20 protein-coding genes and 1 rRNA gene are annotated in these 23525 nt (G+C 71.7%); 8 read left to right on the top strand and 13 right to left on the bottom strand.

What is annotated here, in order from left to right; translation table 11 throughout:
• Window positions 1–105 precede the first annotated feature (105 nt).
• From K318_RS19265 to K318_RS0104045, 4 genes are all read right to left on the bottom strand, one after another.
• On the bottom strand, window positions 106–1782 hold the full coding sequence (locus K318_RS19265; protein WP_051297481.1) for a thiamine pyrophosphate-binding protein: 1677 nt from the start codon (window positions 1780–1782) through the stop codon (window positions 106–108).
• 207 nt (window positions 1783–1989) lie between these two features.
• A complete protein-coding gene (locus K318_RS0104035) occupies window positions 1990–3606 on the bottom strand; it encodes a hypothetical protein (protein ID WP_029088531.1) in 1617 nt (538 codons plus the stop codon).
• The gene (locus K318_RS0104040; protein ID WP_029088532.1) at window positions 3603–4463 is read right to left on the bottom strand and encodes a hypothetical protein; all 861 of its coding nucleotides are present in this window, start codon (window positions 4461–4463) and stop codon (window positions 3603–3605) included. Before K318_RS0104040 ends, K318_RS0104035 begins: the two co-directional genes overlap by 4 nt.
• Window positions 4464–4699: 236 nt before the next feature.
• Window positions 4700–5059, bottom strand: coding sequence for a hypothetical protein (locus K318_RS0104045; RefSeq protein WP_029088533.1), 360 nt, complete (start codon window positions 5057–5059; stop codon window positions 4700–4702).
• 307 nt (window positions 5060–5366) lie between these two features.
• Here K318_RS0104045 and purB point away from each other — a divergent pair, with 307 nt between their 5' ends.
• Entirely contained in the window at window positions 5367–6794 is a 1428-nt protein-coding gene (purB, locus tag K318_RS0104050; protein ID WP_029088534.1) for an adenylosuccinate lyase, read from the top strand.
• A gap of 85 nt (window positions 6795–6879) precedes the next feature.
• Here purB and K318_RS0104055 read toward each other — a convergent pair whose 3' ends face one another.
• The 3 genes from K318_RS0104055 to K318_RS0104065 form a co-directional block, all read right to left on the bottom strand.
• A complete protein-coding gene (locus tag K318_RS0104055) occupies window positions 6880–7620 on the bottom strand; it encodes a response regulator (protein WP_029088535.1) in 741 nt (246 codons plus the stop codon).
• Between the two features lie 32 nt (window positions 7621–7652).
• Complete coding sequence (locus K318_RS19270) at window positions 7653–9587, bottom strand: sensor histidine kinase (protein ID WP_051297483.1); 1935 nt, start codon at window positions 9585–9587, stop codon at window positions 7653–7655.
• A gap of 109 nt (window positions 9588–9696) precedes the next feature.
• Window positions 9697–10011: a hypothetical protein gene (locus tag K318_RS0104065; protein WP_029088536.1), complete on the bottom strand. Its 315-nt coding sequence runs from the start codon at window positions 10009–10011 to the stop codon at window positions 9697–9699.
• A gap of 194 nt (window positions 10012–10205) precedes the next feature.
• On the opposite strand from K318_RS0104065, the gene K318_RS0104070 reads away from it, so the two are divergent.
• From K318_RS0104070 to K318_RS0104080, 3 genes are read left to right on the top strand one after another with little or no spacing between them, the layout of a single operon-like run.
• Complete coding sequence (locus K318_RS0104070) at window positions 10206–10805, top strand: hypothetical protein (RefSeq protein ID WP_156913760.1); 600 nt, start codon at window positions 10206–10208, stop codon at window positions 10803–10805.
• Window positions 10806–10847: 42 nt separating this feature from the next.
• Window positions 10848–11801, top strand: coding sequence for a response regulator transcription factor (locus K318_RS0104075; protein ID WP_029088538.1), 954 nt, complete (start codon window positions 10848–10850; stop codon window positions 11799–11801).
• 17 nt (window positions 11802–11818) lie between these two features.
• Complete coding sequence (locus K318_RS0104080; protein ID WP_029088539.1) at window positions 11819–13057, top strand: sensor histidine kinase; 1239 nt, start codon at window positions 11819–11821, stop codon at window positions 13055–13057.
• 7 nt (window positions 13058–13064) lie between these two features.
• Here K318_RS0104080 and otsB read toward each other — a convergent pair whose 3' ends face one another.
• Window positions 13065–15773, bottom strand: coding sequence for a trehalose-phosphatase (otsB, locus tag K318_RS19275; protein WP_035280238.1), 2709 nt, complete (start codon window positions 15771–15773; stop codon window positions 13065–13067).
• A 14-nt stretch (window positions 15774–15787) separates the two neighbouring features.
• Window positions 15788–16435, bottom strand: coding sequence for an HdeD family acid-resistance protein (locus K318_RS19280; RefSeq protein ID WP_051297487.1), 648 nt, complete (start codon window positions 16433–16435; stop codon window positions 15788–15790).
• A gap of 224 nt (window positions 16436–16659) precedes the next feature.
• Here K318_RS19280 and K318_RS23455 point away from each other — a divergent pair, with 224 nt between their 5' ends.
• Genes K318_RS23455 through K318_RS0104105 form a run of 3 tightly spaced genes read left to right on the top strand, consistent with a single transcriptional unit; the run spans window position 16660 to window position 19373 of the window.
• Window positions 16660–17313, top strand: coding sequence for an ArsR/SmtB family transcription factor (locus K318_RS23455; RefSeq protein WP_084499684.1), 654 nt, complete (start codon window positions 16660–16662; stop codon window positions 17311–17313).
• Window positions 17314–17367: 54 nt separating this feature from the next.
• On the top strand, window positions 17368–18642 hold the full coding sequence (locus K318_RS23460; RefSeq protein ID WP_051297490.1) for a serine hydrolase domain-containing protein: 1275 nt from the start codon (window positions 17368–17370) through the stop codon (window positions 18640–18642).
• Window positions 18642–19373: a hypothetical protein gene (locus K318_RS0104105; RefSeq protein ID WP_029088540.1), complete on the top strand. Its 732-nt coding sequence runs from the start codon at window positions 18642–18644 to the stop codon at window positions 19371–19373. Before K318_RS23460 ends, K318_RS0104105 begins: the two co-directional genes overlap by 1 nt.
• A 136-nt stretch (window positions 19374–19509) precedes the next feature.
• On the opposite strand, the gene K318_RS0104110 is transcribed toward K318_RS0104105, so the two are convergent.
• Together K318_RS0104110 and K318_RS19295 are read right to left on the bottom strand one after the other, a co-directional pair.
• Window positions 19510–19923, bottom strand: coding sequence for a Rieske (2Fe-2S) protein (locus K318_RS0104110; protein ID WP_035280635.1), 414 nt, complete (start codon window positions 19921–19923; stop codon window positions 19510–19512).
• Window positions 19924–20367: 444 nt separating this feature from the next.
• Entirely contained in the window at window positions 20368–21108 is a 741-nt protein-coding gene (locus K318_RS19295; RefSeq protein ID WP_245579746.1) for a trimeric intracellular cation channel family protein, read from the bottom strand.
• Window positions 21109–21374: 266 nt separating this feature from the next.
• Here K318_RS19295 and K318_RS0104120 point away from each other — a divergent pair, with 266 nt between their 5' ends.
• Window positions 21375–22619 carry a pyridoxal phosphate-dependent aminotransferase gene (locus K318_RS0104120; RefSeq protein WP_029088542.1) on the top strand — a complete coding sequence of 415 codons (1245 nt, stop codon included), beginning with the start codon at window positions 21375–21377 and terminating at the stop codon, window positions 22617–22619.
• A gap of 36 nt (window positions 22620–22655) precedes the next feature.
• Here the strand turns inward: K318_RS0104120 and K318_RS0104125 are convergent, their stop codons facing one another.
• Complete coding sequence (locus K318_RS0104125) at window positions 22656–23096, bottom strand: GNAT family N-acetyltransferase (protein ID WP_425393435.1); 441 nt, start codon at window positions 23094–23096, stop codon at window positions 22656–22658.
• A gap of 240 nt (window positions 23097–23336) precedes the next feature.
• A 5S ribosomal RNA gene (gene rrf, locus K318_RS0104130) occupies window positions 23337–23454 on the bottom strand.
• Between the last annotated feature and the right edge of the window lie 71 nt (window positions 23455–23525).

Genomic DNA, 23525 nt, shown 5'->3' on the forward strand with positions numbered 1-23525 from the left:
CGCAGGTGAGAAGCGTGGATGCCGATTCTGCGCGGTGGGTCGCCCGGACGCACGAGGGGCCGACCCCGTGCCAGCCGCACCGGAATCGGCCCCTCGGACACCCCCTCAGTCCAGAGGGACCACGGCCGGGTGCCGCGAGACCTTATGCGGATCGACCATGACCTCGATGACCAGGGGGAGCCCGGCCTCGGCGGGCGTGCGCCCCGCCGCGAGCGCCTCCGCGGCCTCGCGCACGCGCCCGGCGACGGTCTCCAGCTCCTCCCGGCTCGTCACCTTCACCCCGTGCGCGCCCAGGCCCTGGGCGACGGCGGCGAAGGACGACCACGGGATGAAGGAGGTCTCCGCCTTCGATCCCACGCCCAGGAGCTTGGCGTACTCCGCGCCGTAGCACTCGTCGTTGAGGACCACGGAGATGAGCGGCAGGCCGTGGCGCACCGCCGTGTTCACCTCGATGAGGCCCTGCATCGAACCCCCGTCGCCGGCCCACACCAGGGTGGGGACGTCGCTGCGAGCAGCAGCGGCCCCGATTCCCGTCGCGATGCCCAGGCCGATCGCACCGAAGTAGCCCGCATAGGCCCAGCGGCTGGGATCCACCGTGGTGTGCGGCCAGACGGAGTAGGTGAAGCGGCCCACATCGGAGACCTGCTGCGCCTTCGCACCCACGGCCTCGGACAGGGTGAGCGCGACCTCGCGCATGTCCACGAAGCCGTCGCCCGTGTGCGGACGGAAGAGGTCCTTCGCTTCCCGCCCGGGGCGCTCCAGCAGCTCCGTGAGGTGCGCCGGCACGGTCTCGCGCTCCAGACCGGCCTCCTGCACCATCTCCAGCAGCGCCTCGGCGGTGGCCTTCGCGTCACCCACGACGCCCAGGGCGATGGGGCCGAACTTGCCCAGCGCGTCCGGGTCGATGTCGCTCTGGATGACGTGCTTGCCGCGGAGCAGCTCGTACGAGTCCGTCTGCCAGTTGTTGAGCGAGGCGCCGAAGCTCATGAGGACGTCCGCACCGCCCATGTGCTCGTAGGCCGCCGGGGTGGAGAGGCTGCCGTGGATGCCGAGGTTCTCCGGCTCGCCCAGGAACAGGTCCTTCGCCGCGAGCGAGGTGAGCACAGGGGCGCCGAGAGCGCGGGCGAGCGCGAGGATCGCATCGCGAGCACCCGCGCGCACCGCGCCCAGGCCCGCCAGCAGGAAGGGCCGCTTGGCCCCCAGGAGCGCGCCGAGGGCCTCGTCGAGGACGTCCGGGTCCGGTGCAACCGCCTGCCGGGGCAGCGCGGTGCGGACGGGTGCGCGATCCTCGGCCTCCTGCCCGATGAGCGGGAACGGGATGTCCAGGAGGACGGGCTGGGAGGTCGCGGTGGTGTGGACGAAGGCCTTGGCCATCGTCTCCACGAGGCCGGAGGCGGTGAGCACGCGCTCGTAGCGCGCTCCGGCCAGCCGCGCGAAGCCCTCCGTGTCCGCGTACTGGAAGTGCTCGTTGGCGGCGGGGGTGTCGCCGGCGATGAGGACGAGCGGCGTCTTCGCCCGCACCGCCTCCGTGAGAGCGGTGAGGGTGTTGGTGAGGGCCGGGCCGAAGGTCACGGTCGCCACCCCGGGCCTGCCGGTCATGCGTGCCCAGCCGTCGGCCATCGAGACGCTGCCGCCCTCGAGCGCGGCCGCGATGTAGTTCCCCTCGTGGCGCTCGATGAACGCGCCGAGGTAGGCGAGATTGGCGTCTCCCATGAGGCCGAACACCGGATCGCCCGACCTCTCGCGCGCCAGGAAGGAGGCGATGACTTCGAAGACCTTCACGTGAGAACCCCTTTGTTCTGCTGCAGCCCCGCCCCGCCGCGGGGGCCGATGCGCTGCAGTGCCGATGTGCTGGTGCGCCTGTGCGCCGTGCATCGTGCGGCCCGTACGGTCCGCTGCGCCCGCCTCCCAGTATTCCGATCACCGGGGGTCCTGTCGAACGATCGTCCAGGAACTGGAATCGAGGCGGATCGCGTGGCCCAGCTCGCATCATCCCCGCTCCCCCTCGAAGTCGTGCGTGCCGCCCACCTCCCCGGAGAAGAAGTCCGCATTGCGCTCGCGCCAGGCCGTGAGCGCGGGCTCCCCGCCGCTCTCCAGGTCCTCGATGGTGTGGCTGTAGAGCTCGCCGCCGTGCGCGTACAGGGGGCGCGACAGCTGCGCATCGATCGCCTCGGCGTCCTTGCCCTCTGCGGCCAGCCGCTCCCGCAGCGCTTCCTCATCGAGGTCCGCGGTCACAGTGGTCCAGTGCCGCCCATCAGGGTTCCCGTCGCCGTCGAGCAGCGGCACGAGGTCCTGGCGGTGCTCGACGGAGAGCGTGTCCACCTCGGCCGGCACCGCGAAATCGGAGACCGGCGAACCCACTGTGAATAGCGCGGAGACGTCGTAGTCCTCCCGGAACTCCTCGTCCTCGAGGAGCGAGGCCGCGACGATCCCGCCCTGCGAATAGCCCACCATCATGACCTCCTGCCCTCCGCGCACGCCGGCTCTGCGCATCGCCTGGCGCACGGTCTCGTGCTGGGCGGAGCTCCTGCCCGAGGCCGTCTCGAGGTTCGAGGCCATATCGGTGGTGGCCCGCCCCGGCCGCAGCGCGCCCGAGGTGGTCGCGGGCACGTACACGATCCACCGCGGTCCGCCGGAGCCGCGAATCTGCTCGACCCGCACCTGCCCGTTGTCGAGCCCACGGGAACGGGACCACTGCCGCTGCCACAGCTCCCACACCCCGCGCGGAGCGTGCGAGGCAGGCGGCGTGGCCCCCGGCACGCGGCTCACATTCACCGCGGGGGCGTGCGCACCGGCGCGCAGCGACTGCTCGCCGAACAGGCCCAGCCCGCTCGCCCCCACCAGCAGCAGGCCGGTCAGCGTCTGCGAGTCGCGCGGCAGGAGCTCGGAGTCCACCGGCACGGGTATCGCCGTGGGTGGATGGCCCAGGAGGCCCGCGACGAATCCCGGCAGCGCGTGGTCGATGATCGTCTCCGTGAGCTCGGGGTGCTCACCGGCCCAGTGAGCGGCCCGGGATCCGACCTCGGCAGCCCATCCCGTGACGGCCTCGGCGCCGTGCTCCACCAGTGTCTCCGTATCGATGCCGAAGGCCTCGTCGATCGCGTCGACGAGGCCCGCCTCCTGTGCTGCGACCCGTCCCGCCTCCGCCGCGGTCCGACCGCCGAGGATCATCCCGGCGGCACCGGCGATGACGAGCACTCCTGCGGGGGTGAGCGCGAGGGCCCGGACGGCGTTGCCCAGGTATGCGGCTCCCGCACTGACGGCGAGCTCGAAGGAGCGGACGACGACGGCCTCGGTCGTCTCATAGGCCCGGACGCTCGCGTGCACCGCGAGGGCCGTCCCGCGCAGACGGACGTCCGCCCCGGCCGCGGCGAGGAGGAAGCGCGCGCACGCGGCCTCTGCCCGCGCGCCGGTCGCCGGTGAGAGCACGCCGGCCAGTGCCCCGAGGTCGAGCGCGGGCAGGAAGAGCATGCCGAGGAGGTCCTCGAGCTCGCAGGCCACCTGTTCCAGTGCATCGGCCGAGGCGCGGAGATCCTCGAGCTGAGCAGTCACACCGTGCGGGCCTCCCGTGACCACGACCTCCTGCGAGTGCGAGGGCACCGTCATGCCGTCCGCTCCCCCGAGAGGCGCGCGGGGGCCGGGGAGGAGGCAGAGACCTCACAGCGCCCGTCGCTCACTCCCACCGTGCGCGCACGCCCGGGCGCCGAACGGGTGGAGCACGCATCAGCACCTGGAGAGGCCGCGGCCCCGGGCGAGGCGACGGCACCGGACGGGGCGGCCGCGGGCGAGGCGGCGCTCCCCGGCGAGGCGGCCTCGGGCAGGGCCGCGGCCTCGCCTGCCAGCGCGAGGGCGTCGACGAGCTCCGTGCGCAGACGGCGCCGCACCTCCTGTCCGTCCGCACAGCGGCTCATCCGCACGAGCGGGGCCGCTGCATCCGGGATCACCCAGGTGGAGAGCATGAGCGCTCTCTCCGCGTCTCCCCGGAGGCAGAGGGCTGCGAGGAGAGCCGGCAGCTCCGCGAGCTCGCAGAACCGGAGCAGGAGGGAGCTCCGCACCGCCTCGCCCCCGTAGGGCGCCCAGCCCGCCAGCAGCACCCCGAGGGGCCGTGCGCGGCCCGGCACCGAGGCGAGCGCCGTCTCCGCCACGACCACTCCTCCCGGAGGCGGGTCCACGCGTCCGGTCGCGTCGCACCCCGCCCCGGTCGTGTCCGGCTCAGGGCCTGGAGGTCGCTCCAGGATGTGGGTCGAGGTGAGGAAGGCGGCTGCACCGATGTCCGCGACCGCCCGGATGAGCGGTGCGATGCGCTGCCGACGTCGCCGTTCGGCTTCCCCGGCCTCCGCTCCGGCGGAGACTCCAGCGCGGCCCGCGGCCGCATCCATGTCCGCCGCATCCGGGGACGGCGCATCCGGGGACGCATCCCCGGCGGTCCTCGCCTCCGCGAGCCCTGTGCGCCGGCCGCTCACACCAGGACCACCTGCCCCGCATCGACCTGTGAGATCTGCCGGAACCAGGGTCTGCGGCCACTGCCGTGCGGACTGCGCGCGCAGTGCGGGGAGCCCCCACTCCGCCGCGAACAGCTCCCCCATGTGCACGGGGATCCATGAGTCCGGCAGCGGCGCGGACTCCGGCGGAACCCGCGTGCGGGCCGAACGTCTGCCGGGACCTTCGCTCCCACCGGCGTCCTCCGCACCTTCCCTGCTCACGGCCCACCGCCCGGCAGCCCCTGCCCCACCGGCCCCCAGAACGACGAGGGGTCGAGGTCGGGAAGCTCCCACTCAGATGCGGCCGGAAGCACCGCGGCCAGCTCCCGCAGGGCCGCCGCATGCGCGCGGATCGCCTGCACCGCCTCGCCCGCGAGCGCAGCGAGCTCGCCGATCTCCGCGGTCCGCTCCTCACACGCGGACCGGAAGGCCTCACCCGCCGCGGATTCCCAGCGCACCGCGGACACCGAAGCGCACCTCCGCGCAGCCCGCCACAGACGGGCCTGGGCGTCCGCCCATCGGAGTGCGTCCTCGTCCGCGGCCTCGGCGGCGCCCAGCACCGCTCCCGCCATGACCATGTGCCCCTCCCCTCCCGGTCCGGGCAGCCACCACCCGGTGCCCGGTGCCCGGTGCCCGGTGCCCGGTGCCCACGATCATCCGGACCCGTCAGGCGGACACAAGCCCTCCGGGGCGGCTGTGGACGGCGAGACGCTCGTCCCCAGCTGCGTGTGCGCACGCGGCCCCGCATTCGGCACCGGCGTGTGACCGCAGGTGCGCACCCGCGGCCCGGGCGACCTCGGACGGTCCCGCACGGGCCGCCAATGCAGGCCCGCGCAGTCCCGAACGCTCCCGGTGCCCGCCCCAGCCACATGAGAGAATCGCGGCATGACGAACCGTGTGCAGCTCGCCCAGCTGGAACCCGCCCTGTCCCTCAGCCCGCTCGACGGCCGTTACCGCGGTGACGCCTCGCCCCTCATCGACCACCTCTCCGAGGCGGCGCTCAACCGCGACCGCATCCACGTCGAGGTCGAATGGTTCATCCACCTGGCGGAGACCGGCGCGATCCGCGGGACCCGCGACCTGCTCGAGGACGAGAAGCAGCAGCTGCGCGACTGGGCCGCCGGCTTCGATGCCGAGACCATCGACCAGCTCGCCGCGTTCGAAGCGGTCACGGTCCACGACGTCAAGGCCGTGGAGTACTCGATCAAGGAGCAGCTGGAGCAGATCGGCGCGGGCGACCTCTCCGAGCTCGTCCACTTCGCCTGCACCTCCGAGGACATCAACAACCTCTCGTACGCACTGGGGATCAAGGGCGCCGTCGAGCAGGTGTGGCTCCCGGCCGCACGCACCCTCATCGACACGCTCGCGGACATGGCCGAGGACCTCGCAGCGGTGCCGATGCTCTCGCACACGCACGGGCAGCCGGCCACGCCCTCGACCATGGGCAAGGAGATCGCGGTGTCCGTCCACCGCCTGCGCCGCCAGCTCGCGCGCGTGCAGGCCACCGAGCACCTCGGCAAGATCAACGGCGCCACCGGCACCTACGCCGCGCACACGGTCGCCGGACCCGGCATCGACTGGCCGCAGATCGCCCAGGACTTCGTCGAGCGCCTGGGTCTGACGTTCAACCCCGTCACCACGCAGATCGAATCGCACGACTGGCAGTCGGAGCTGTACGCGGACATCGCGCGCTTCAACCGCATCTGCCACAACATCGCCACCGACTTCTGGACGTACATCTCGATGGAGTACTTCATCCAGATCCCGGTGGAGGGCGCCACCGGCTCCTCGACGATGCCGCACAAGGTCAACCCCATCCGCTTCGAGAACGCCGAGGCCAACCTCGAGCTGTCCTGCGCGCTGCTCGATTCGCTCGGCTCCACGCTCGTGACCTCCCGGATGCAGCGCGATCTCACCGATTCGACCGCGCAGCGCAACATCGGCGTGGCCCTGGGTCACTCGCTGCTCGCACTGAACAACCTGGTGAAGGGCCTGGGCCGGCTGCGCTGCAACGAGGAGAAGCTCGCCGCAGACCTCGACCGCAACTGGGAGGTCCTCGCCGAGGCGATCCAGTCGGTCATGCGCGCGGCCTTCCTCCGCGGGGTGGAGGGCATGGACAACCCCTACGAGAAGCTCAAGGAGCTGACCCGCGGACACCGTGTGGACGGTCCGGCCCTGCGCGAGTTCGTCGCCGGCCTCGGCCTGCCCGACGAGGACGCCCAGCGTCTGGCCGACCTCACTCCCGCCGCCTACACGGGCGTGGCCTCGGAGATCGCCGCCGCCGAGGTGGCGGCCTGGCGCGCTTCCCGCTGAGGCCTCCGCCACCCACCCCTCGTGCCGCTGGACGCCACGACCCGCCTGGGCGTCCAGCGGCACAAGGGGTGGGAGACTCCCGCCCTCACCGCACCGTGACGTACTCGAGCACGGGACGTCCGGCGCTGCCGTAGCGCGGCTGACGGTCGAGGAGGCCCACATCGGCCATCGCCTCGAGGTAGCGCCGCGCGGTGACGCGGGAGACCCCGATCCGGTCCGCGGCCTCGGCGGCGGAGAGCCCCTCGTCGGTGAGCAGCGCGATGATCTGATCCTGGACGACCTCGGGCACGCCCTTGGCCCGCTGCGGTCCCGTGCCCGCGCGCATGCCTGCGACCGCGGCGTCGATCTGGGACTGGGTGATGGCTCCCTTCGCCGGACCGCACTGATCGTCCACCTGGCGGCGGTATGCCGCGAACGCCTCGAGCTTGGACCTGAAGACGGGGAACGTGAACGGCTTGAGGATGTAGTGGGCCACCCCCAGCGAGAGCGCGTCCTGGACGACCTGCATGTCCCGGGCCGCCGTGACCGCGATGACGTCCACCCCGATCTGGTGCGCGCGGAGGGTGCGCAGCAGCTGGATCCCGTGGCCGTCGGGCAGGTTCATGTCGAGGAGCACGAGGTCGATCTCCCGCGCATCGATCCCCACGATCCTCCCGGTCAGGGCCGCGAGCGCATGCTGGGCGTTCTTCGCGAAGCCGATGAGCCGGAAGCCGTCCATGCGCTCGATGTAGTTCGCGTGCGCCTTCGCTGCGATCGTCTCGTCCTCGACGACGAGCACGCCGAGCGAAGCCGTCTCATCTGAGCCCGAACGGTTCGCCTGCACCATAGGGGCACCGTAATCCGCAGAACGCGATTCCGCTATTCCCCCCGGTGAGAGGCCTCATCTCCCTCACCTCCACCGGCATCGGCCGCGGGCACCCAGACCGTGAACATGGCCCCCTTGAGCGGCAGCGGGAGGTCGGCGGCCTCGGCGTCCTCGATGAGCTCCCCGCCGGAGCCCTGCACGTCGATCGCCCCCTGCATGCGCCGGACCGCCTGGACCACGATGGACAGCCCCACGCCTCGCACGGACTGCGCGGACTCCCTGCCCTCGCCGCTCACGCTCACGCCGTCGTGCTTGGTCGACCAGCCGCGGTCGAAGATCCGGTCCACGGCCTCGTCCGCGATCCCCGGACCGTCGTCGCTCACCTCGATCACGAGGCCGGTGAGGGCGTTGCCCGCGAAGCGCACGCGCACGCGCCGGTGCTCGGGCGGGACCGCGTCCGCGCCCACGGCGTCGAAGGCGTTGTCGATGAGGTTTCCCACGACCGTCACGAGGTCCCGGTCGTCGGCGGTGATGCGGTCGTGCAGATCGTCCGTGTCGAGTTCCAGCGCGATGCCGGATTCGCCCGCCTGCGCGAACTTGGTCAGCAGCAGGGCGGACAGGACGGGATGGTCGAAGCCGTCGAGCAGGTTGTCCGCCGGCCGCTCCACCTGGGAGATCTCACGGGTGACGAACTCGACGGCCTCCTCGAACTGCCCGGTCTCCATGAGGGAGACGATCATGTGCAGCCGGTTCGCGTACTCGTGCGTCTGCGAGCGCAGCGACTCGGAGAACGAGCGGACGGAGACGAGCTCGCCGATCAGCCCCTGCAGCTCGGTGTGATCGCGCATCGTCGTCACCCAGGTGCCGGAGTCCGAGGCCGCCGGCTGCTGATTCACCACCAGCACGTGGTTGGTGGTGTAGTGGATCTCGTCGCGGGCGTAGCGCCCCTCGGTCAGCAGCTGCTCGAGGGAGACGTCGAGGTCGAGGCCCTCGAGCGCCAGTGCCTCGTCCCCCGCCCTGGCGGGCAGTCCCAGGAGCTCCGCGGCCTCAGCGTTGTGGAAGACGATGCCGCGTCCCCGGTCCACCAGCACCAGCCCCTCGGACACCGCGCGCAGCACCGAGGAGTAGTACTCGAGCACCGCGCCGATCTCGTGCGTGCCGTAGTCCCCGGTGGCCCTGCGCAGACCGCGCGAGGTGACCCAGTTCGCGAGCACGCCCAGCACCACCGTGAGGACGCCGAAGCCCGCGATCGCCGCCAGCTGCGGGGCGAACTCCGCCCGCACCGTCGCCGGCGCGACGCCCACCGCGGTCACGCCCAGGAGCTCCCCCTCCTCCGAGGTCACGGGCACCGTGGCGACCAGCATGTCCATCGGCTCGTCGAAGAAGCGGACGGAGACCCCACCGCCGGACAGCCGCTCCGGGCCCAGCCGCGCGAGCGCGGTGGACAGGGCCGAGGCCGTGCCGGGGACGGAGTCCGGGGCGAGGGCGATCAGCGGCTCCTCCTCACCGGCGGCGAGTCCTGCAGAGGTGCCGCCGAGGCCGCGCCCCCGCTCGAGATACGAGAGGGGGACCACTGCGACCACATCGAAGTCGTAGGCCTCCCGCTGGAACTCCAGCCGCTCCGCGATCGCCGCATTCTCGTTGCTCCCGGGCACGAAGGCGGGCAGCGGCAGATCCGTCGCGCCCGCCTCGGCCCGGGCGAGCGCCGGGTTCACGACATTGCCGGTGAGCGTGGGACCCGTCGCCAGGGACTGCGCGGACTCGGAGATGCGGGTCTCGACGCGCTCGTCGTTGATCCCGCTCAGCACGAGGTAGAGGGCGGTGCACAGCAGCAGCACGATGCCCACGAGCATGATCGAGTTGGCCGCGACGATGCGGGAGGCCGCGCTCGCGGAAGGCCAGCTGAACAGGCGCCGGAGCCCGCTCGTCCCCGATGCCTGCGGCGGCGCGCCGGGCATGCGCCGTCTGAGTGTGCGTGTGGCCCCCATGACCCCTCATTGTGCCCGAAGCACGGGAGGCCGTGACCCCGCCGGGCGGAGCGGGCAGCCGCCGCACCTGCCTCACAGCAGGCGTGCGGGAGCGCCCGCACCGGAGGCCTCAGTCCAGGACGGGCCCGTCGATGCTCTCCTGCGAGTCCTTGCGGGAGACCACCCAGTTCATGAGCAGCGCGATGCCGGAGAAGGCGATGAAGGCGATGGCGGCGTACAGGAGCGGCAGGCCCAGCTCCAGCACCGCGCTGAGCCCCTGTTCCGCGAACTGCCGTCCCCGCGTCATGATCGCGCTGAGGACGAAGACGATGATCGCAACCCACATCCCGGCCTTGAGGGCATCGGAATAGGGAACGCTCTTGCGCCCCGCGTGGCGGTCCGGGCCGGGGCTCCCCTGCTGCGACTGAGACGTGTGCGTTGCCATGGTCAGTCCAGTCTAACCGTCCGTCCTGGACGCGCTCCCGTGGGCCCAGCAGGCCTCGCGCTCCCAGTGGACCCAGCAGGCCTCGCGCTCCCAGTGGACCCAGCAGGCCTCGCGCGCTCCGACGGGCGCCGCGCGGCCGTGCCCCCGCGCGCCTGCACGGGGGCGGTGTCCGCGGCACGTGGCACACTTGAGGGATGAGGAGCCCACGGGTGACGCTCGCCGTCTGGGCGGCGGCCGTCATCGCCGCCGTCGCGGGCCTCTGCGCCCTCGTCCCGCTCACCGGTCCCGACCGCGGCCTCCGGGTCGAGGCGGCCGTGACCCCCTCGGCGCCGGTCGCGAGCCCGGAGCCCGCCGAGGAGCCCGCGGCCGCCCCCTTCACCCTCGCGGAGGTGCGTGGCCACCTCCTCGACCAGCCCGCGGGCGAGCCCGTGTCCGTCGATGCCCGCACTGCGGAGATCCTCCTCTACTGCGCCGAATGCATCCGGCTCGAAGCCCCGCTCACGATCGCCGGCGAGAGGTTCCAGATCGCCCTCGTCACCGATCCGGGCACGGATTCGGTCGTGTCCGCCGCCGTGATAGGCGCGCGCGAGGGTGAGCCCGCCCTCAGGCTGATAGTTTCAGGGCATGAGCTCTCGCTGACCCCCGGCCGCGGAGGCACGCTGGTCGCGCAGGAATCGCAGTACGGTCCCCGCGACAGGGCATGCTGCCCCTCCGGATGGTCCGTGCAGATCTACCGGTACCACAACGGCCGGTTCGAGGCCGGCCAGCAGATCTCACAGCGCGGTTCGGAGTGACACCCGGGCCGCGCAGCGCTCGGACTGCAGAGAGGAACGGCTATGCACATCGTCCTGGTCGAGGACGACGAGGTCATCCGCGAGACCACCCAGCTGAGCCTGGAGCGGTTCGGGTACACCGTCACCGCCTTCGAGGACGGCCGTGAGGGCTATGAGTTCGTCGCCCGGCACGGTGCGGACGCGGTCCTGCTCGACCTCATGCTCCCCACCATGAACGGCGCCTCGATCACCCGCGCGATCCGCGAGCGGTCCACTGTGCCCATCATCATCGTCTCCGCCCGCTCCGAACCCATCGACATCGTGCAGGCGCTCGAGGCCGGCGCCGACGACTACCTCACCAAGCCCTTCGACATGCAGGTGCTCAACGCCCGCATCCGCGCCGTCGTCCGCCGCTTCATCACCGCCGGCACCGGCCGCCTGGGCTTCTCCCCCTCGAGCATGGGCGTGCCCCCGGTGGACCCTGCGGAGACGATGATCGGGCCGGGCGGCCGCATCACCTCGGCCGCGGGTATCCCGGAGGTCCTGGGCCCCACCCCGGGCTTCTCCGGCGCGCAGGAGGCCCCGCGGGTCGCCGAGGCCGCACCGGCGGCCGACGACGTCCTCCTGGGCGCTCCCGCGGGCGGCGGCGCGCAGCCGCCCGGATCAGCGGCCGGGGCCAGGCCGCACACCGCACCCGCCGCAGATCACGGGCACGAGGACGACGGTGCCGGCCGGCGCATGCAGCTGGGCAGCCTCGTCATCGACACCGGACGGCTGACGGTGGAGATCGACGGCGCGGAGGTCCACCTCACCCCCACCGAGCTGCGCATCCTCATGCTGCTGACCGAGGAGCCGGGACACGTCTACTCGCGCGAGAAGATGGCATACACGGTGTGGGGCTACGAGTGGGCCGGTGACTCCCGCGTCGTGGACGTCCACATCCAGCGCCTGCGGAAGAAGATCGGCGCGCACATGATCGAGACGGTGCGCGGCTTCGGCTACCGCTTCGCGGGCTGAGCGGACGCGAGGAGCACATGTCCCTCAGGTGGAAGATCGTCCTGCTCATCATCACCTCGGTGGTGATCGCGGCGCTGACCTGCGGCGTCGTCGTACGCCAGTCGGCCGCGGTGATCGAGACCAACCGGCAGCGCGACAATGTGACGGCCCAGCTCCGGGATGCGATCTCCGTGTACGCGGACACCGGCGTGCTCACGCTCAACACCAGCATCGACGATGAGGACCTGCCCGAGGAGGCGCACCGCGCCGCCCTCGACGGCCAGTCCGTCACCACCATGAGCACCGTCGACGGCGAGGACGTCCTCTGGGCGGCGGCGCCCGTGGAGGTGGGCACGCACTCCGCCGTCATCTCCGTGCGCCAGTCCACCCGGGAGTCCGAGGCCCTGCTGGACGGGATCGACCGCGCGGTCCTCCTGGGGATGCTGGGCTCCGCCCTCGTGGTGGGCGGGATCGGCTCCGTCGCCGCCGGGCAGATCTCGCGGCGCCTGACCCTGGGCGCGCAGTCCGCCAGGCGGATCGCGGACGGGGACACGAGCGTGCGCGTCTCGGAGGTGATCGACTACGGCGCGGACGAGGTCGCCGATTTCGCCCGCGCGGTGGACTCCGCCGTCTCCCGCCTCACCGAGCGCATCGACTCGGAGCAGCGGTTCACGGCGGACCTCGCGCACGAGATGCGCACGCCGCTCACCGGCCTCGTGAATGCCGCGAACCTGCTGGAGGAGGACTCGCGGCCTGCCGAGCTCGTCAGGGAGCGCGTGGCCCGGCTGCAGGTCCTCGTCGAGGACCTGCTCGAGGTCTCCCGCCTGGACGCCGGCCGCGCGCAGCCGCAGCTCGAGCCCATGCCCGTGGACGCCTCCCTCCGCTCGCTCACGGGCGTGCTCGAGGCCTCCGGCGCGCTCGCGGGGCAGGCGGTGGAGCTCGACCTCGGCGCGGGGGAGGCGACGGTCATGACCGACCAGCGCAGGTTCGAGCGGATCGTGACGAACCTCCTGGTGAACGCCGTGAAGCACGGCGCCGGACCCATTCGGCTGACCTCGAAGCCCGAGACCGTCGTGGTCTCGGACTCCGGCCCGGGCTATCCCCCGGACATCCTCGCGACCGGCCCCACGCGGTTCGTCTCCGCCGGCGGCGGGGGCATGGGCCTCGGCCTCGTCATCGCACAGGGTCAGGCGCGCCTGCTGAGCATGTCGCTGGAGTTCCGGAACGGCGCGGACGGCGGAGCCGAGACCACGATCCGCTTCCCGCAGCAGGGCTGAGCCCTCCCTACAGCCTCACGCCCAGCTGCTCGGCCAGCACGACGACCCGGATGTAGCCGAGGTGCGAGTACGCCTGCGGATGGTTGCCCAGGTGCTGCTCGGCGAGTGGATCGTACTCCTCGGACAGCAGACCCGTGGGTCCGCGCAGCGCATCGAGCTGGCGGAACAGGGAGCGGGCCTCCTCCGTCCGCCCGGTGAGCAGGAACGCCTCGATGAGCCAGGTCGTGCAGATGTGGAAGCCTCCCTCGAGGCCGGGCAGCCCGTCGTCGTAGCGGTAGCGGAACACCGTCGGCCCCTCCCGCAGCTCGCGCTCCACGACGTTCACCGTCGCGAGGAACCGCGGATCGTCCGGCGGCAGCAGGCCGGACAGACCGACGAACAGGCAGGCCGCATCGAGGTCGTCGTCGCCGTAGGCCACGGTGAAGGATCCCGCCCGCTCGCTCCAGCCCCGGGTGAGCACCTGTTCTGCGATCCGCTCGCGCAGGCTCCGCCACGGGCCGGTGGGAACGCGGTCGAAGCGCTCCGCGACGGCGAGCGCGCGGTCCAGGGTCACCCAGCACATGACCTTGGTGTAGACGTTGTGCTTGGGTGCGCGCCGGGCCTCCCAGATGCCGTGGTCGGGCTCGTCCCAGCGGGCGGTGACGGCATCGGTCATCGCGACGAGCAGACCCCATTCGTCCTCGGCGATCGCGCCCCGGGCCGCGGCCGTGTCGTGGATGAGCTCTGCGACGGGGCCGAACACGTCGAGCTGCACCTGATGCTCGGCGGCATTGCCCACACGCACCGGCCGCGAGCCCGCATAACCGGGCAGGTGCTCGAGCACGGCCTCACTCGTGAGGGCGGAGCCGTCCACCGCATAGAGGGGATGGAGGAACTCGGGCCCCGGGGCCTCGGTCAGGATCCCGCGCAGCCACTGCACGAACCCCTCGGCCTCGCCCGTCGACCCCAGGTCCAGGAGGGCGCGCACCGTCATCGAGCCGTCGCGCAGCCAGCAGTAGCGGTAGTCCCAGTTGCGGACGCCGCCCACGCCCTCCGGCAGCGAGGTCGTCGCGGCCGCGAGAACTCCGCCCGTGGGCGCATGGCAGAGCGCACGGAGGGTCAGCGCGGAGCGGACGACCCCCTCGCGCACGTGCTCGGGCAGCGTGAGGGTGTGCACCCAGTTCTCCCAGAAGCCCTCGGCGAGCGCACGGACCTGGGTCTCGTCGCCCAGTGCGGCCGCGCTCGCGGCACCGGGGTCGGATCCGCAGGCGAAGGCCATCACGACCCTGCCCCCAGGCAGCTCGGCGGGCACGACGGTGGCGACCGCGGTGTGCGAGCCGCCCTCCTCCACGAGGGAGAACTCGACGCCGGGGGCATACAGCGTCATGGGCTCGCTCGTGCCGAGCACGCGCACGGAGCTGCCCTCGACCTCGAGCGCGGTGGGCACCGCCCCGTAGTCCAGGCGCGGCGCGAAGCGGATCTCCGCGGGCGCGTCGCCCGTGAGCACGCGCATGAGGACGGTCTCCTGGGAGTCCTCGGGGACGGGCGCCAGGTAGTCCGCGACGTCGAGGCCGGCCCAGCGCGTCAGCACGGTCATGGTGTCGCCGCGGTACCGCTGGTCCAGCGGCCGCGACGCGTTCTTCGCCCGAGGCGCCGAGCCCGTCGTCGCGGAGGCCGCGGCAGGTGCGCCCACCGATGCGGGCGCCACCGAGAAGTGCCCTGCAGCGGGGGTGCCGAGGATCTCGGAGAACACGCTGGCCGAATGCGGCAGCGGATGGGGCATCCAGCAGATGCGGCCGGTGGGGTCGACGAGGGCGGTCGAATGCCCGTTGCCCAGCATGCTGTGCCGTTCGATCCGCTCCGAGGTGCGCCCGTACATCCAGGAGCGACGCAGCTCGAACACGGTGGCGAGCACGAGGCCGACCGCCTCGGGGTCGGGGACCCGGAAGTGGGCAGCGGTTCCCGCCCCGGCGTCCGTCCCCACGCGCAGGCCCAGGCTGCGCGAGCCGTCCTCGCCCGCCTCGCGCAGCAGGGAGAGCGCCGGCTCGTCGGCGATGTCGTCGCCGATGAAGAGCACCGCATCGGCGCGCAGCCGCTCCTGCAGGGAGGCGAGCGCGTCCGCCTTGGAGGCGGGGATGACGGTGAGGTCGAAGACATCGCGGCCGGTCACCGGGGCGATGCGCAGGCGCTGCGCCGTCGCGTGCACCCAGCTCGTGATGTGCGCACGCTCCTCCTCGGCACGGCCGCGCAGGTGGACGGCCGCGCCCAGCGGCTTGAGCTCGATGAAGACGTTGGGACAGGAGCGCCGCAGCTCGAGGAGGGCCGCGCGCAGCTCGGTCAGCCTGCCCTCCTCCTCGGGACCGATGTCGTCGAAGTCGTCGATGCCGAACTCGCCGCCGTGCGAACCCACGAGGTGCACCTCGCGCGGCAGGCGGGACATGGCGGCGAGATCGCGCAGGGAGCGGCCGGAGATGACCGCGGAGTGGGTGGCGGGCAGCCCCGCGAGCGCCCGCATCGTCTCGACGTTGAGGTCGAGGGGGTAGGCGCGCGTGGGCCGGTCCACGAGCGGGGCGATGGTGCCGTCGTAGTCCGTGGCGATGAGCAGCGATTCGGCACGGACCAGCCGGGTCAGCCGGACGAACAGCTCCTCGCCCAGCAGGCGCGAGGCCTCTGCCAGGTCGACGAGGAGGCCTCCGGGAAGGCCTGCGGGGGCGAGCGCGGGCGTGGTGGTGCGCATGCGTCAGGGACTCCTCAGGGCTGGTCGGCCTGTCGGGCGAGTGAACGGCGCGAATAGCCTCCCACCAGGAAGAACACGCCGACGATGAGGGCGGCCGCGCCGGTGAATCCGAACACCGTGAGCGCCCCCATGCCGGAGGCGGAGAGGACGATCACGCCGAGGGCCAGGTGGACGGCAGCGGAGATGAGGAAGTCCGAGCGCATGCGCAGCCCGCGCTGCTGGCGCCACAGCCACAGCTCCAGGACCCCGTGGAGGACCGCCCACACGGCGACGGCCGCACGCAGCTGGGCGGAGGTGTCCGCGAGGACGAGGAACACGAGGGCCGGCAGCACGACGACGGCCTCGCCCAGGAGCGGGGTGCGCAGCTCGGAGCGCGTGCGCAGGCCGTGCACGAGCACGAGGATGCCCGCGAGGGCGAAGTAGGCGATGAGCAGGTTGTCGACCGTCGCGACCGGGATGCCGAGATTGGCCGGGGAGCCGATCTGCTCACGCGGCCAGAACACCATCGCGAGGCCGAAGACGACGCCCAGCAGACCGCGGACGGCCATCCAGCCGCCCAGCGTGCGCAGTTCGGCCGGAGCGGGGTCGGTGGAGGCGGACCCGGCGCCTGCGGGCTCGCGGCCTGCGGCGGAGTCGTGCGGTTCAGCGGTGCCAGTGCTCATCGGGAGCAGTCTATCCAGGAGGACGCCGCCGGCACCTCCTGACTGTGCGCGGCTTCATGGCGAAGGCGCCTCTCCCGCCCCACCCTCTCCCCCCTCCCCGTGAGTGAGCACTTTCTGTGGGATTCCGGGCCTCAGCCCGACAGAAAGCGCTCACTCGGTGCGCATCACCGTGTTCAGCCGGACAGCACTTCCCATAATTACGGACTTACGGCATTATGGAGATCATGGAGGGCACAGCGACAGACCCACCCGATACGGAAGCGCGTGTCGCCGAGCTGGAGACGAGGCTCGCGCAGCTCGAGGAACGGCTGCGACACGTCGAGACCCATGAGCGCACCAGGGCCTCCGCGCACACCGAGGCAGATGCCGAGGCGCCGGCCGATGCCGGATCGTCTCCGGGTCCAGGAGCCCAGCCACCTCGGGAACGGCCTCCCGGCTCCGCCCTGGACTCTCAGTTCTGGATCCTGGAAGAGCTGCGGAGACAGGCCGCAGCGAGCGGTTCCGGATCGTCGTCGGGCGGCACCCCGCACGGTGGCGCGATCGCCTATGCCGGGCTCCTCGGCGACGAGAGCGTGCAATGGCAGTACCAGCGCCCGGCCGATCACGTTCTCGACCTGGACTTCGCGGACTCGGCGGCGCAGCTGGCGGCCATCGGCAGCCCCGTGCGCCTGCGGATCCTCCAGGGCGTGCTGCACGGCGCCTGCTCGGTCGCGCAGCTGGGCGAACTCCCCGACATGGGAAGCACGGGCCAGCTCTACCACCACCTCAATCAGCTCTCGGCCGCCGGGTGGCTCGTCTCCCGGCAGCGCGGCCGGTGGGAGGTGCCCGGCGAGAGGGTCATCCCCCTCCTCACCATCGTCCTCGCCACGCAGCGCTGAGGCGCGATCGCGCGCACCGAACTCAGACGCCGGCTCCCCGAAAAGAAGGAAGACATGGACATCTCGCGGACGCCTCGGCGGCGGACTCCGCTCCTCATCGCGCTCACGGCGGCTGCTGCCGCGGCACTTGTGCTCACAGCCGTCGCTCCCGTCCACAGGACCCTCCCCGCGGAGGCGCACGGAGACGCCGCCCTCCTCGACGAGGTCGCGGCGGCGGTGGAGCCCGGCGCGCGCGAAGCCCTCACTGCAGCGCTCATCGGCCCGGACGGCACCGTGCGGACCGGCGGCCGCGGAGCAGATGCGCACACGGCCTTCGAGATCGCCTCGCTCACCAAGACCTTCACCGCCGCGCTGTTCGCCGATGCGGTGGAGCGCGGCGAGGTGGAGCCGGAGACCACGCTGGGCGAGCTCGTGCCGGAGGTGACGGGCGAGGCCGCCGAGGTGCCCCTCGTCTCCCTCGCGACGCACACCTCGGGCCTCCCGCGTCTGGGCTTCGCCGGACCGTTGCACATGGTGCGCACCTTCGCCGCTCCCTACTATGCGGGCAATCCGTATGCGGGCATCGACGAGGGGGATCTCGTGACGATGCTGAACCGCGCCTCCGTCACGCCCGGCCAGGGCTTCGAGTACTCGAACCTGGGCTTCGATGCGCTGGGGCTGGCCGTGGCCCGGGCCGCGGGTGCGCCGTACCGCGAGCTGCTGGAGACGCGGATCCTCGCCCCGCTGGGCATGCACGAGACAGTCCTGCTCGAGACTGCCGGGGACGTGCCCGCACACGCCGCCGCAGGGTACACGGCGACGGGAGACCGGTCTGCGTACTGGTGGTCCGGAGCGGCCTCGCCCTCGGGCGCGCTCATGTCGACCGTCCACGACCTCACCCTCTATGCCCGCGCTCTGCTCGACGGCAGCGCACCGGGGGCGAGCGCGATGGAGCCGCAGGCTGCCCGGCCCGGCGGCGGCGAGGTGGGGTACGCCTGGCACATCGAGCCGGCGGGCGCGGAGGGCGACTCCGAGGAGGTTGGGCGGGGCTCTGACCGGCAGACCGTCACCTGGCACAACGGCATGAACGGCGGCTTCGCGAGCGTGCTGGGCCTCGGTGCGGACGGCAGCGCGATCATCGTGCTGAGCAGCACCGCGGTGGACGTCACGGGGGCACTGGACCTCGTCGAGGCACCCGGCGCAGGGGACGCCTCCCAGGAGGCGAACACTGGGACGTCCGCTTCCGAGGAGGCGGCCTCGGGCCGGTCGGGCTCCGGGGAAGTGGGCGCGAGGCGCGCCGGCTCCGAGAACCTCAGCGCGGGGCGGGTCGAATCCGGGGAGGTGCGGTGATGAACACGGTGCTGCTGGATCTCGTGGGCTGGACGGTCCTCGCGGTGTTCTCGTTCGCGGTCCTCGCCGGATCGCTGCGAGCGCTGCTGGGTGTGCTCGCTGCGGGCTCCGGAGCCGCAGGCAGGGCCGCAGGCGGGGGCTCCGGCGGACAGCGGGGCAGGGCCTCCGCAGAACGGCACGCCCACATGGATGAGAGCGGAGCCGTGCCCCTGCCGACGCGGCCTGCGGTGCCGGTGCAGGCAGTGCCGGCTCACGGCTCGGTGCCCGCCCAAGAAGCAGGGCTCGCCCACGACACGGAGCGGGCTGTGCAGCCGCGGCCTCGGGCACCGCTCGGTCCGGGAGCGCAGTCCCGGGCACGGCTGGGGAAGCTGATTCCGCAGTTCCTCCTGCCCGAGCAGCTGGTCTCAGCGGTGCTCGCCGTCATGCTGTGGCTGGTGCTGGCCCGCTTCCTCTCCGTCGCCGTGCCGGTCCCCTGGCTCCTGACCCTCGTCTGGTGGGTGAGCGCGGCGATCACGGTCGCGGCCATCGCGTGCTCCGGGGGCGCATGGGTGCGCCTGACGCAGCTCCGCACCGCGATGCTGGAAGCGGAGGAGAGCGCGGCCACGCCGCCCGGCTCACACGCTGTGCGCTACCGCATCAGGTCCGCACGGACGAGCATCCGCTGGGAGATCGGGCTGCTGGTCCTCGGCGTGGGGATCGCCGTGATCCGCCGCTGGTCCGACTGGCCGTGAGCGGGCCTGCCCTCCCGTCGGGTGAGCGGTTCCTGTCGGATTCCGGCCGTGAATCCGCCAGAAAGCGCTCACCCGGCGGACGCACGCGGTGCCAGCGCAGGTGCAGGCGCGGGGCAGACGCAAAGCGGAGGCGGGGTCAGCCTCCGGCCGGGGACACTGTGAGCGTGTCGCCGTCGACCGTCACCTCGGCGGGCGTCAGTCCCGATTCCGCGGGGCCGGTGAGCACCGAACCGTCCTCCACGCTGAAGACCGAGTTGTGGCAGGGGCAGGTGATGTCCGCCGCGGTGACCTGACGGACCTGGCAGCCCTGATGCGGGCAGACGGAGGAGTAGGCGAAGAATTCGCCCTGGCGCGGCTGAGCCACGACGTAGGTCTGGTCCACGATCGTGCCGGAGCCCACCTCGACATCGGCGATCGGCACCGAGGACGGCTCCGCCTTCGCGAACTCGTCCGCGGCCGGAGCCGGCTCCCCACAGGCGGCGAGGCTGCCTGCCCCCGCCGCCGCGACACCCGCCGTGCCGACCGCGCGGAAGACCGTCCGCCGGCTCATGCCGGAGGCCACGGGTGCAGACCCCGACCGAGGCTGTCCCGCCCCGGGGTACCCGCCCTCCACCACGCTGCCGCAAGCGCATCCTGCCGCTCCGCCGCTCCCGCATCCACCGCTCATGTGCGTGCCCTCCTGCGCCGCTCGTCCCTCATGCTTCCCGCGCCCGCACCGTGCGAAGCGCAGCCACTGCTTCAGGATCCCACGTCGCGCACGGTTCCCCGCTGCTCCTCGCCCCGCGCGTACGTATGCGGTTTTCCCCGCATTGAGCGGTCTGCACCGCAGTTTCCACATACATCCCCGGAGAATTCGGCGCACGTATGTGGGAAGTGCGTGCCCGGGGCGGTTGGCGCGCAGATCCCACATACGTGCATCCGGAGCAAGCACACCCCGCGTAGGCGCGCCAGCAGCAGGCGCACCCGCAGCGGGGGGCCTTCATGAGCAGGCGCATCAGGAGCGGGTGCCGCGGAACCTCTCCCGCACCGCCCGGACCAGGCTCCTCGACGGACGCCGGAAGACCGAGCGGCCGCGCGGCTCCGGGCGTGGGCGACGCGGCTCCGGTCTCCGGCCGCGCAGGGACCAGCCGCGCATGGGTGAGGGAACCTGCCACTGGAGGAACCACGCCACCATGCGGAAGGCGAAGACGACAGCGGCGAGAGCGAGGGCCGTGAGCGGGTTCAGCCAGCCGAGGCTCCAGGCCGCAGCGGCGCAGATCGCGCCGAGCAGCGCCGGGAGGAGGTAGATGTCGGAGCCGTTGAAGACCGCGGGGATCTCATTGGCGAGCACGTCGCGGACGATACCGCCGCCCACTCCCGTGAGGACCCCGAGGAGCACGCAGCTGGGCACCGGCAATCCGGCTTCGAGCGCGATGCCGGTCCCCGTGATGGCGAAGACGCCGAGGCCCATGGCGTCGAACACGATGATGGGCACGCGGGCGCGGTGAGCCCGCTGGCCCAGCAGGTAGACGAGACCGGCCGAGAGGACGGGCGGCACGAGATAGACGGGCTCGGCGAGCGAGGCGGGCACGCGGCCGAGGATCACATCCCGCGTGATGCCGCCGCCCAGCCCCGCCGCGAGCCCCAGCACGAGGCTGCCCATGATGTCGATGTCCTTGCGCGCGGCGAGCAGATTGCCGGAGAGCGCGAAGGCGAAGACGCCCATGAGATCGAGGGCGAGCATGAGCGGTTCCACGCCCGCCAGCGTAGCGGTCCCCGCCCCGAAGGCTCCCCGCATACCAATTGAGCGCACTCACAGGCCTTAGGGGCGAAAGCCCAGGGAGAAAATGGAGCCTAGTTCAGACCTTTCTCGAGGCGCGGAGACGGGGCTCCGCATCGTACTGTTGTCATGGCACGGGGCCCGCGGACCCCGCTCGAGGCGGTTCGCGGGTGCCGCACTGCACGCCCGAGAACCGCCGAGGCGCATCCGCCGCGACACTCACTCCCACAGGAGAGGACCGCATGTTCACCCAGTCCGCCAAGCTCGCCAACGTCCTCTACGACATCCGCGGTCCGGTGCTGGAGGAGGCGGAGCGCATGGAGGCGGCGGGCAATCGCATCCTCAAGCTCAACATCGGCAATCCCGCGCCATTCGGCTTCGAGGCGCCGGACTCCATCCTCGTGGACATGATCAAGCACCTGCCGGTGGCGCAGGGCTACAGCGAATCGCGCGGCATCCTCTCAGCCCGCCGCGCGGTCGTCCAGTACTACGAGACGAAGGGCATTCGCACCCTGGACGCCGATGACGTCTACCTGGGCAACGGCGTGAGTGAGCTCATCACGCTCGCGATGCAGGCGCTGTGCGATCCCGGGGACGAGATCCTCGTGCCCACCCCCGACTACCCGCTGTGGACGGCCTCGATCGCGCTGTCCGGCGGCACGCCGGTGCACTACCGCTGCGCGGAGGACGACGACTGGAACCCTGACCTCGAGGACATCGCCGCGAAGATCACGCCTCGGACCAGGGGGATCGTGGTGATCAACCCCAACAATCCCACGGGCGCGGTCTACTCGAAGGAGCTGCTCGAGGGCATCGTCAGGCTCGCGGAGGAGCACGGGCTCGCGATCTTCGCGGACGAGATCTACGAGAAGATCACCTACGGCGAAGCACAGATGGTCAACATGGCCACGCTCACGGGAGACGATGTCCTGTGCCTCACCTTCTCCGGCCTGTCGAAGGCGTATCGAATCGCGGGCTACCGCTCGGGCTGGCTCGCGATCACCGGGCCGAAGCACCGGGCGGCGAGCTACATCGAGGGCATCAAGCTGCTCGCGAACATGCGCATGTGCGCCAACGTGCCCGCGCAGCACGCCATCCAGGCCGCGCTGGGCGGACACCAGTCGATCGAGGACCTCGTGCTGCCGCAGGGTCGTCTGGGAGCGCAGATGGAGCTCTCCGCGCGCAAGCTCAACGACATCCCCGGCGTCGAGGTGAAGCCGGCCAAGGGCGCGCTCTACCTGTTCGCGAAGCTCGACACCGAGCGCTTCGGCATCGTCGACGACGAGCGCTTCGCCCTCGACCTCCTGCGCGAGCAGAAGATCCTCGTCTCGCACGGCACCGCCTTCAACTGGGGCAGGCCCGACCACTTCCGCCTCGTCACTCTGCCCAGCGTGGAGATGCTGGACGAGGCGCTCGACCGCCTCGCGGAGTTCCTGGACGGATACCGGCAGGGCATCGAGCGGCCCCTCACGATGGCCGCGGGCTGAGACGACGCCGCGGCTGAGGCGGCCGAGGCGGAGGCCTCAGGAGCCGCCGCCGAACGCCTTCAGCGCTCCCCCGTCGAGGCGGAACGTGTGCCACTCCTCCATCGGGCAGGCACCCAGGGAGCGATAGAAGTCGATGGCCGGTGTGTTCCACTTCAGAACCTGCCATTCGACGCGCTTCCAGCCCTGCTCGACGGCCAGCGCGGCGAGCGTCCGCAGCAGCGCCTTGCCTTTGCCCGACCCCCGTACTTCGGGCCGCACGTACAGGTCCTCGAGGTGAATGCCGTTCACACCCTCCCATGTGGAGAAGCTGAGGAACCACAGCGCAAAGCCGCCGAGCCGGAAGCCGCTGTCCGCCTGGGCCTCGGCCACGTGCGCGAACACCGTGGGATGCTCGCCGAAGAGCGCCCCGTGCAGCGCCTCCTCCGTCAGCCTCACCGCATCCGGCTCCTTCTCATAGACCGCCAGGTCGACGATCATGCCGAGAATCTCCGGAACGTCCTCCGGCACTGCGCGACGGACGGCGCCCACGACTCGTTCCGACCCGGTTCCAGGCATACCCGTCGGAACTGGAACGACGCGGGCATCTGCTGATTCGCTCATCCCGACAGCGTAGTACGCGCTGAAGACCCGGGTTGAATAGGGGGTCGCGTCTGGTGAATAGGGAAAGGCCCCAACCCCCCACACAAGGGGATCAGGGCCTCTCAACCATACAAAACATTGCGGCAGTGACTTACTCTCCCACACCCCCTAGGGTGCAGTACCATCAGCGCTGGCAGGCTTAGCTAACCGGGTTCGGAAAGGATCCGGGCGTTTCCCCACCGCTATAACCACCGCAAAACCACAACCACACACCCACCCTCCCACCAAAACCAAGAGGGGGCTCGTGTGGCAGAAAACCAAAAACAA

It is taken from the genome of Brevibacterium album DSM 18261, from assembly GCF_000426445.1.
Lineage (GTDB): Bacteria > Actinomycetota > Actinomycetes > Actinomycetales > Brevibacteriaceae > Brevibacterium > Brevibacterium album.

What these genes read in the sequence shown, in the direction of transcription:
- K318_RS0104125 (WP_425393435.1), bottom strand. Translation starts at nt 23,096, where the DNA reads ATGATCGTCGACCTGGCGGTCTATGAGAAGGAGCCGGATGCGGTGAGG.
- K318_RS0104055 (WP_029088535.1), bottom strand. Translation starts at nt 7,620, where the DNA reads ATGGTGCAGGCGAACCGTTCGGGCTCAGATGAGACGGCTTCGCTCGGC.
- otsB (WP_035280238.1), bottom strand. Translation starts at nt 15,773, where the DNA reads ATGCGCACCACCACGCCCGCGCTCGCCCCCGCAGGCCTTCCCGGAGGC.
- K318_RS23460 (WP_051297490.1), top strand. Translation starts at nt 17,368, where the DNA reads ATGGACATCTCGCGGACGCCTCGGCGGCGGACTCCGCTCCTCATCGCG.
- K318_RS0104080 (WP_029088539.1), top strand. Translation starts at nt 11,819, where the DNA reads ATGTCCCTCAGGTGGAAGATCGTCCTGCTCATCATCACCTCGGTGGTG.
- K318_RS0104065 (WP_029088536.1), bottom strand. Translation starts at nt 10,011, where the DNA reads ATGGCAACGCACACGTCTCAGTCGCAGCAGGGGAGCCCCGGCCCGGAC.
- K318_RS0104070 (WP_156913760.1), top strand. Translation starts at nt 10,206, where the DNA reads ATGAGGAGCCCACGGGTGACGCTCGCCGTCTGGGCGGCGGCCGTCATC.
- K318_RS0104075 (WP_029088538.1), top strand. Translation starts at nt 10,848, where the DNA reads ATGCACATCGTCCTGGTCGAGGACGACGAGGTCATCCGCGAGACCACC.
- K318_RS0104110 (WP_035280635.1), bottom strand. Translation starts at nt 19,923, where the DNA reads ATGAGCCGGCGGACGGTCTTCCGCGCGGTCGGCACGGCGGGTGTCGCG.
- K318_RS0104120 (WP_029088542.1), top strand. Translation starts at nt 21,375, where the DNA reads ATGTTCACCCAGTCCGCCAAGCTCGCCAACGTCCTCTACGACATCCGC.
- K318_RS0104035 (WP_029088531.1), bottom strand. Translation starts at nt 3,606, where the DNA reads ATGACGGTGCCCTCGCACTCGCAGGAGGTCGTGGTCACGGGAGGCCCG.
- K318_RS23455 (WP_084499684.1), top strand. Translation starts at nt 16,660, where the DNA reads ATGGAGGGCACAGCGACAGACCCACCCGATACGGAAGCGCGTGTCGCC.
- K318_RS19270 (WP_051297483.1), bottom strand. Translation starts at nt 9,587, where the DNA reads ATGGGGGCCACACGCACACTCAGACGGCGCATGCCCGGCGCGCCGCCG.
- K318_RS0104045 (WP_029088533.1), bottom strand. Translation starts at nt 5,059, where the DNA reads ATGGTCATGGCGGGAGCGGTGCTGGGCGCCGCCGAGGCCGCGGACGAG.
- K318_RS19280 (WP_051297487.1), bottom strand. Translation starts at nt 16,435, where the DNA reads ATGAGCACTGGCACCGCTGAACCGCACGACTCCGCCGCAGGCCGCGAG.
- purB (WP_029088534.1), top strand. Translation starts at nt 5,367, where the DNA reads ATGACGAACCGTGTGCAGCTCGCCCAGCTGGAACCCGCCCTGTCCCTC.
- K318_RS0104105 (WP_029088540.1), top strand. Translation starts at nt 18,642, where the DNA reads ATGAACACGGTGCTGCTGGATCTCGTGGGCTGGACGGTCCTCGCGGTG.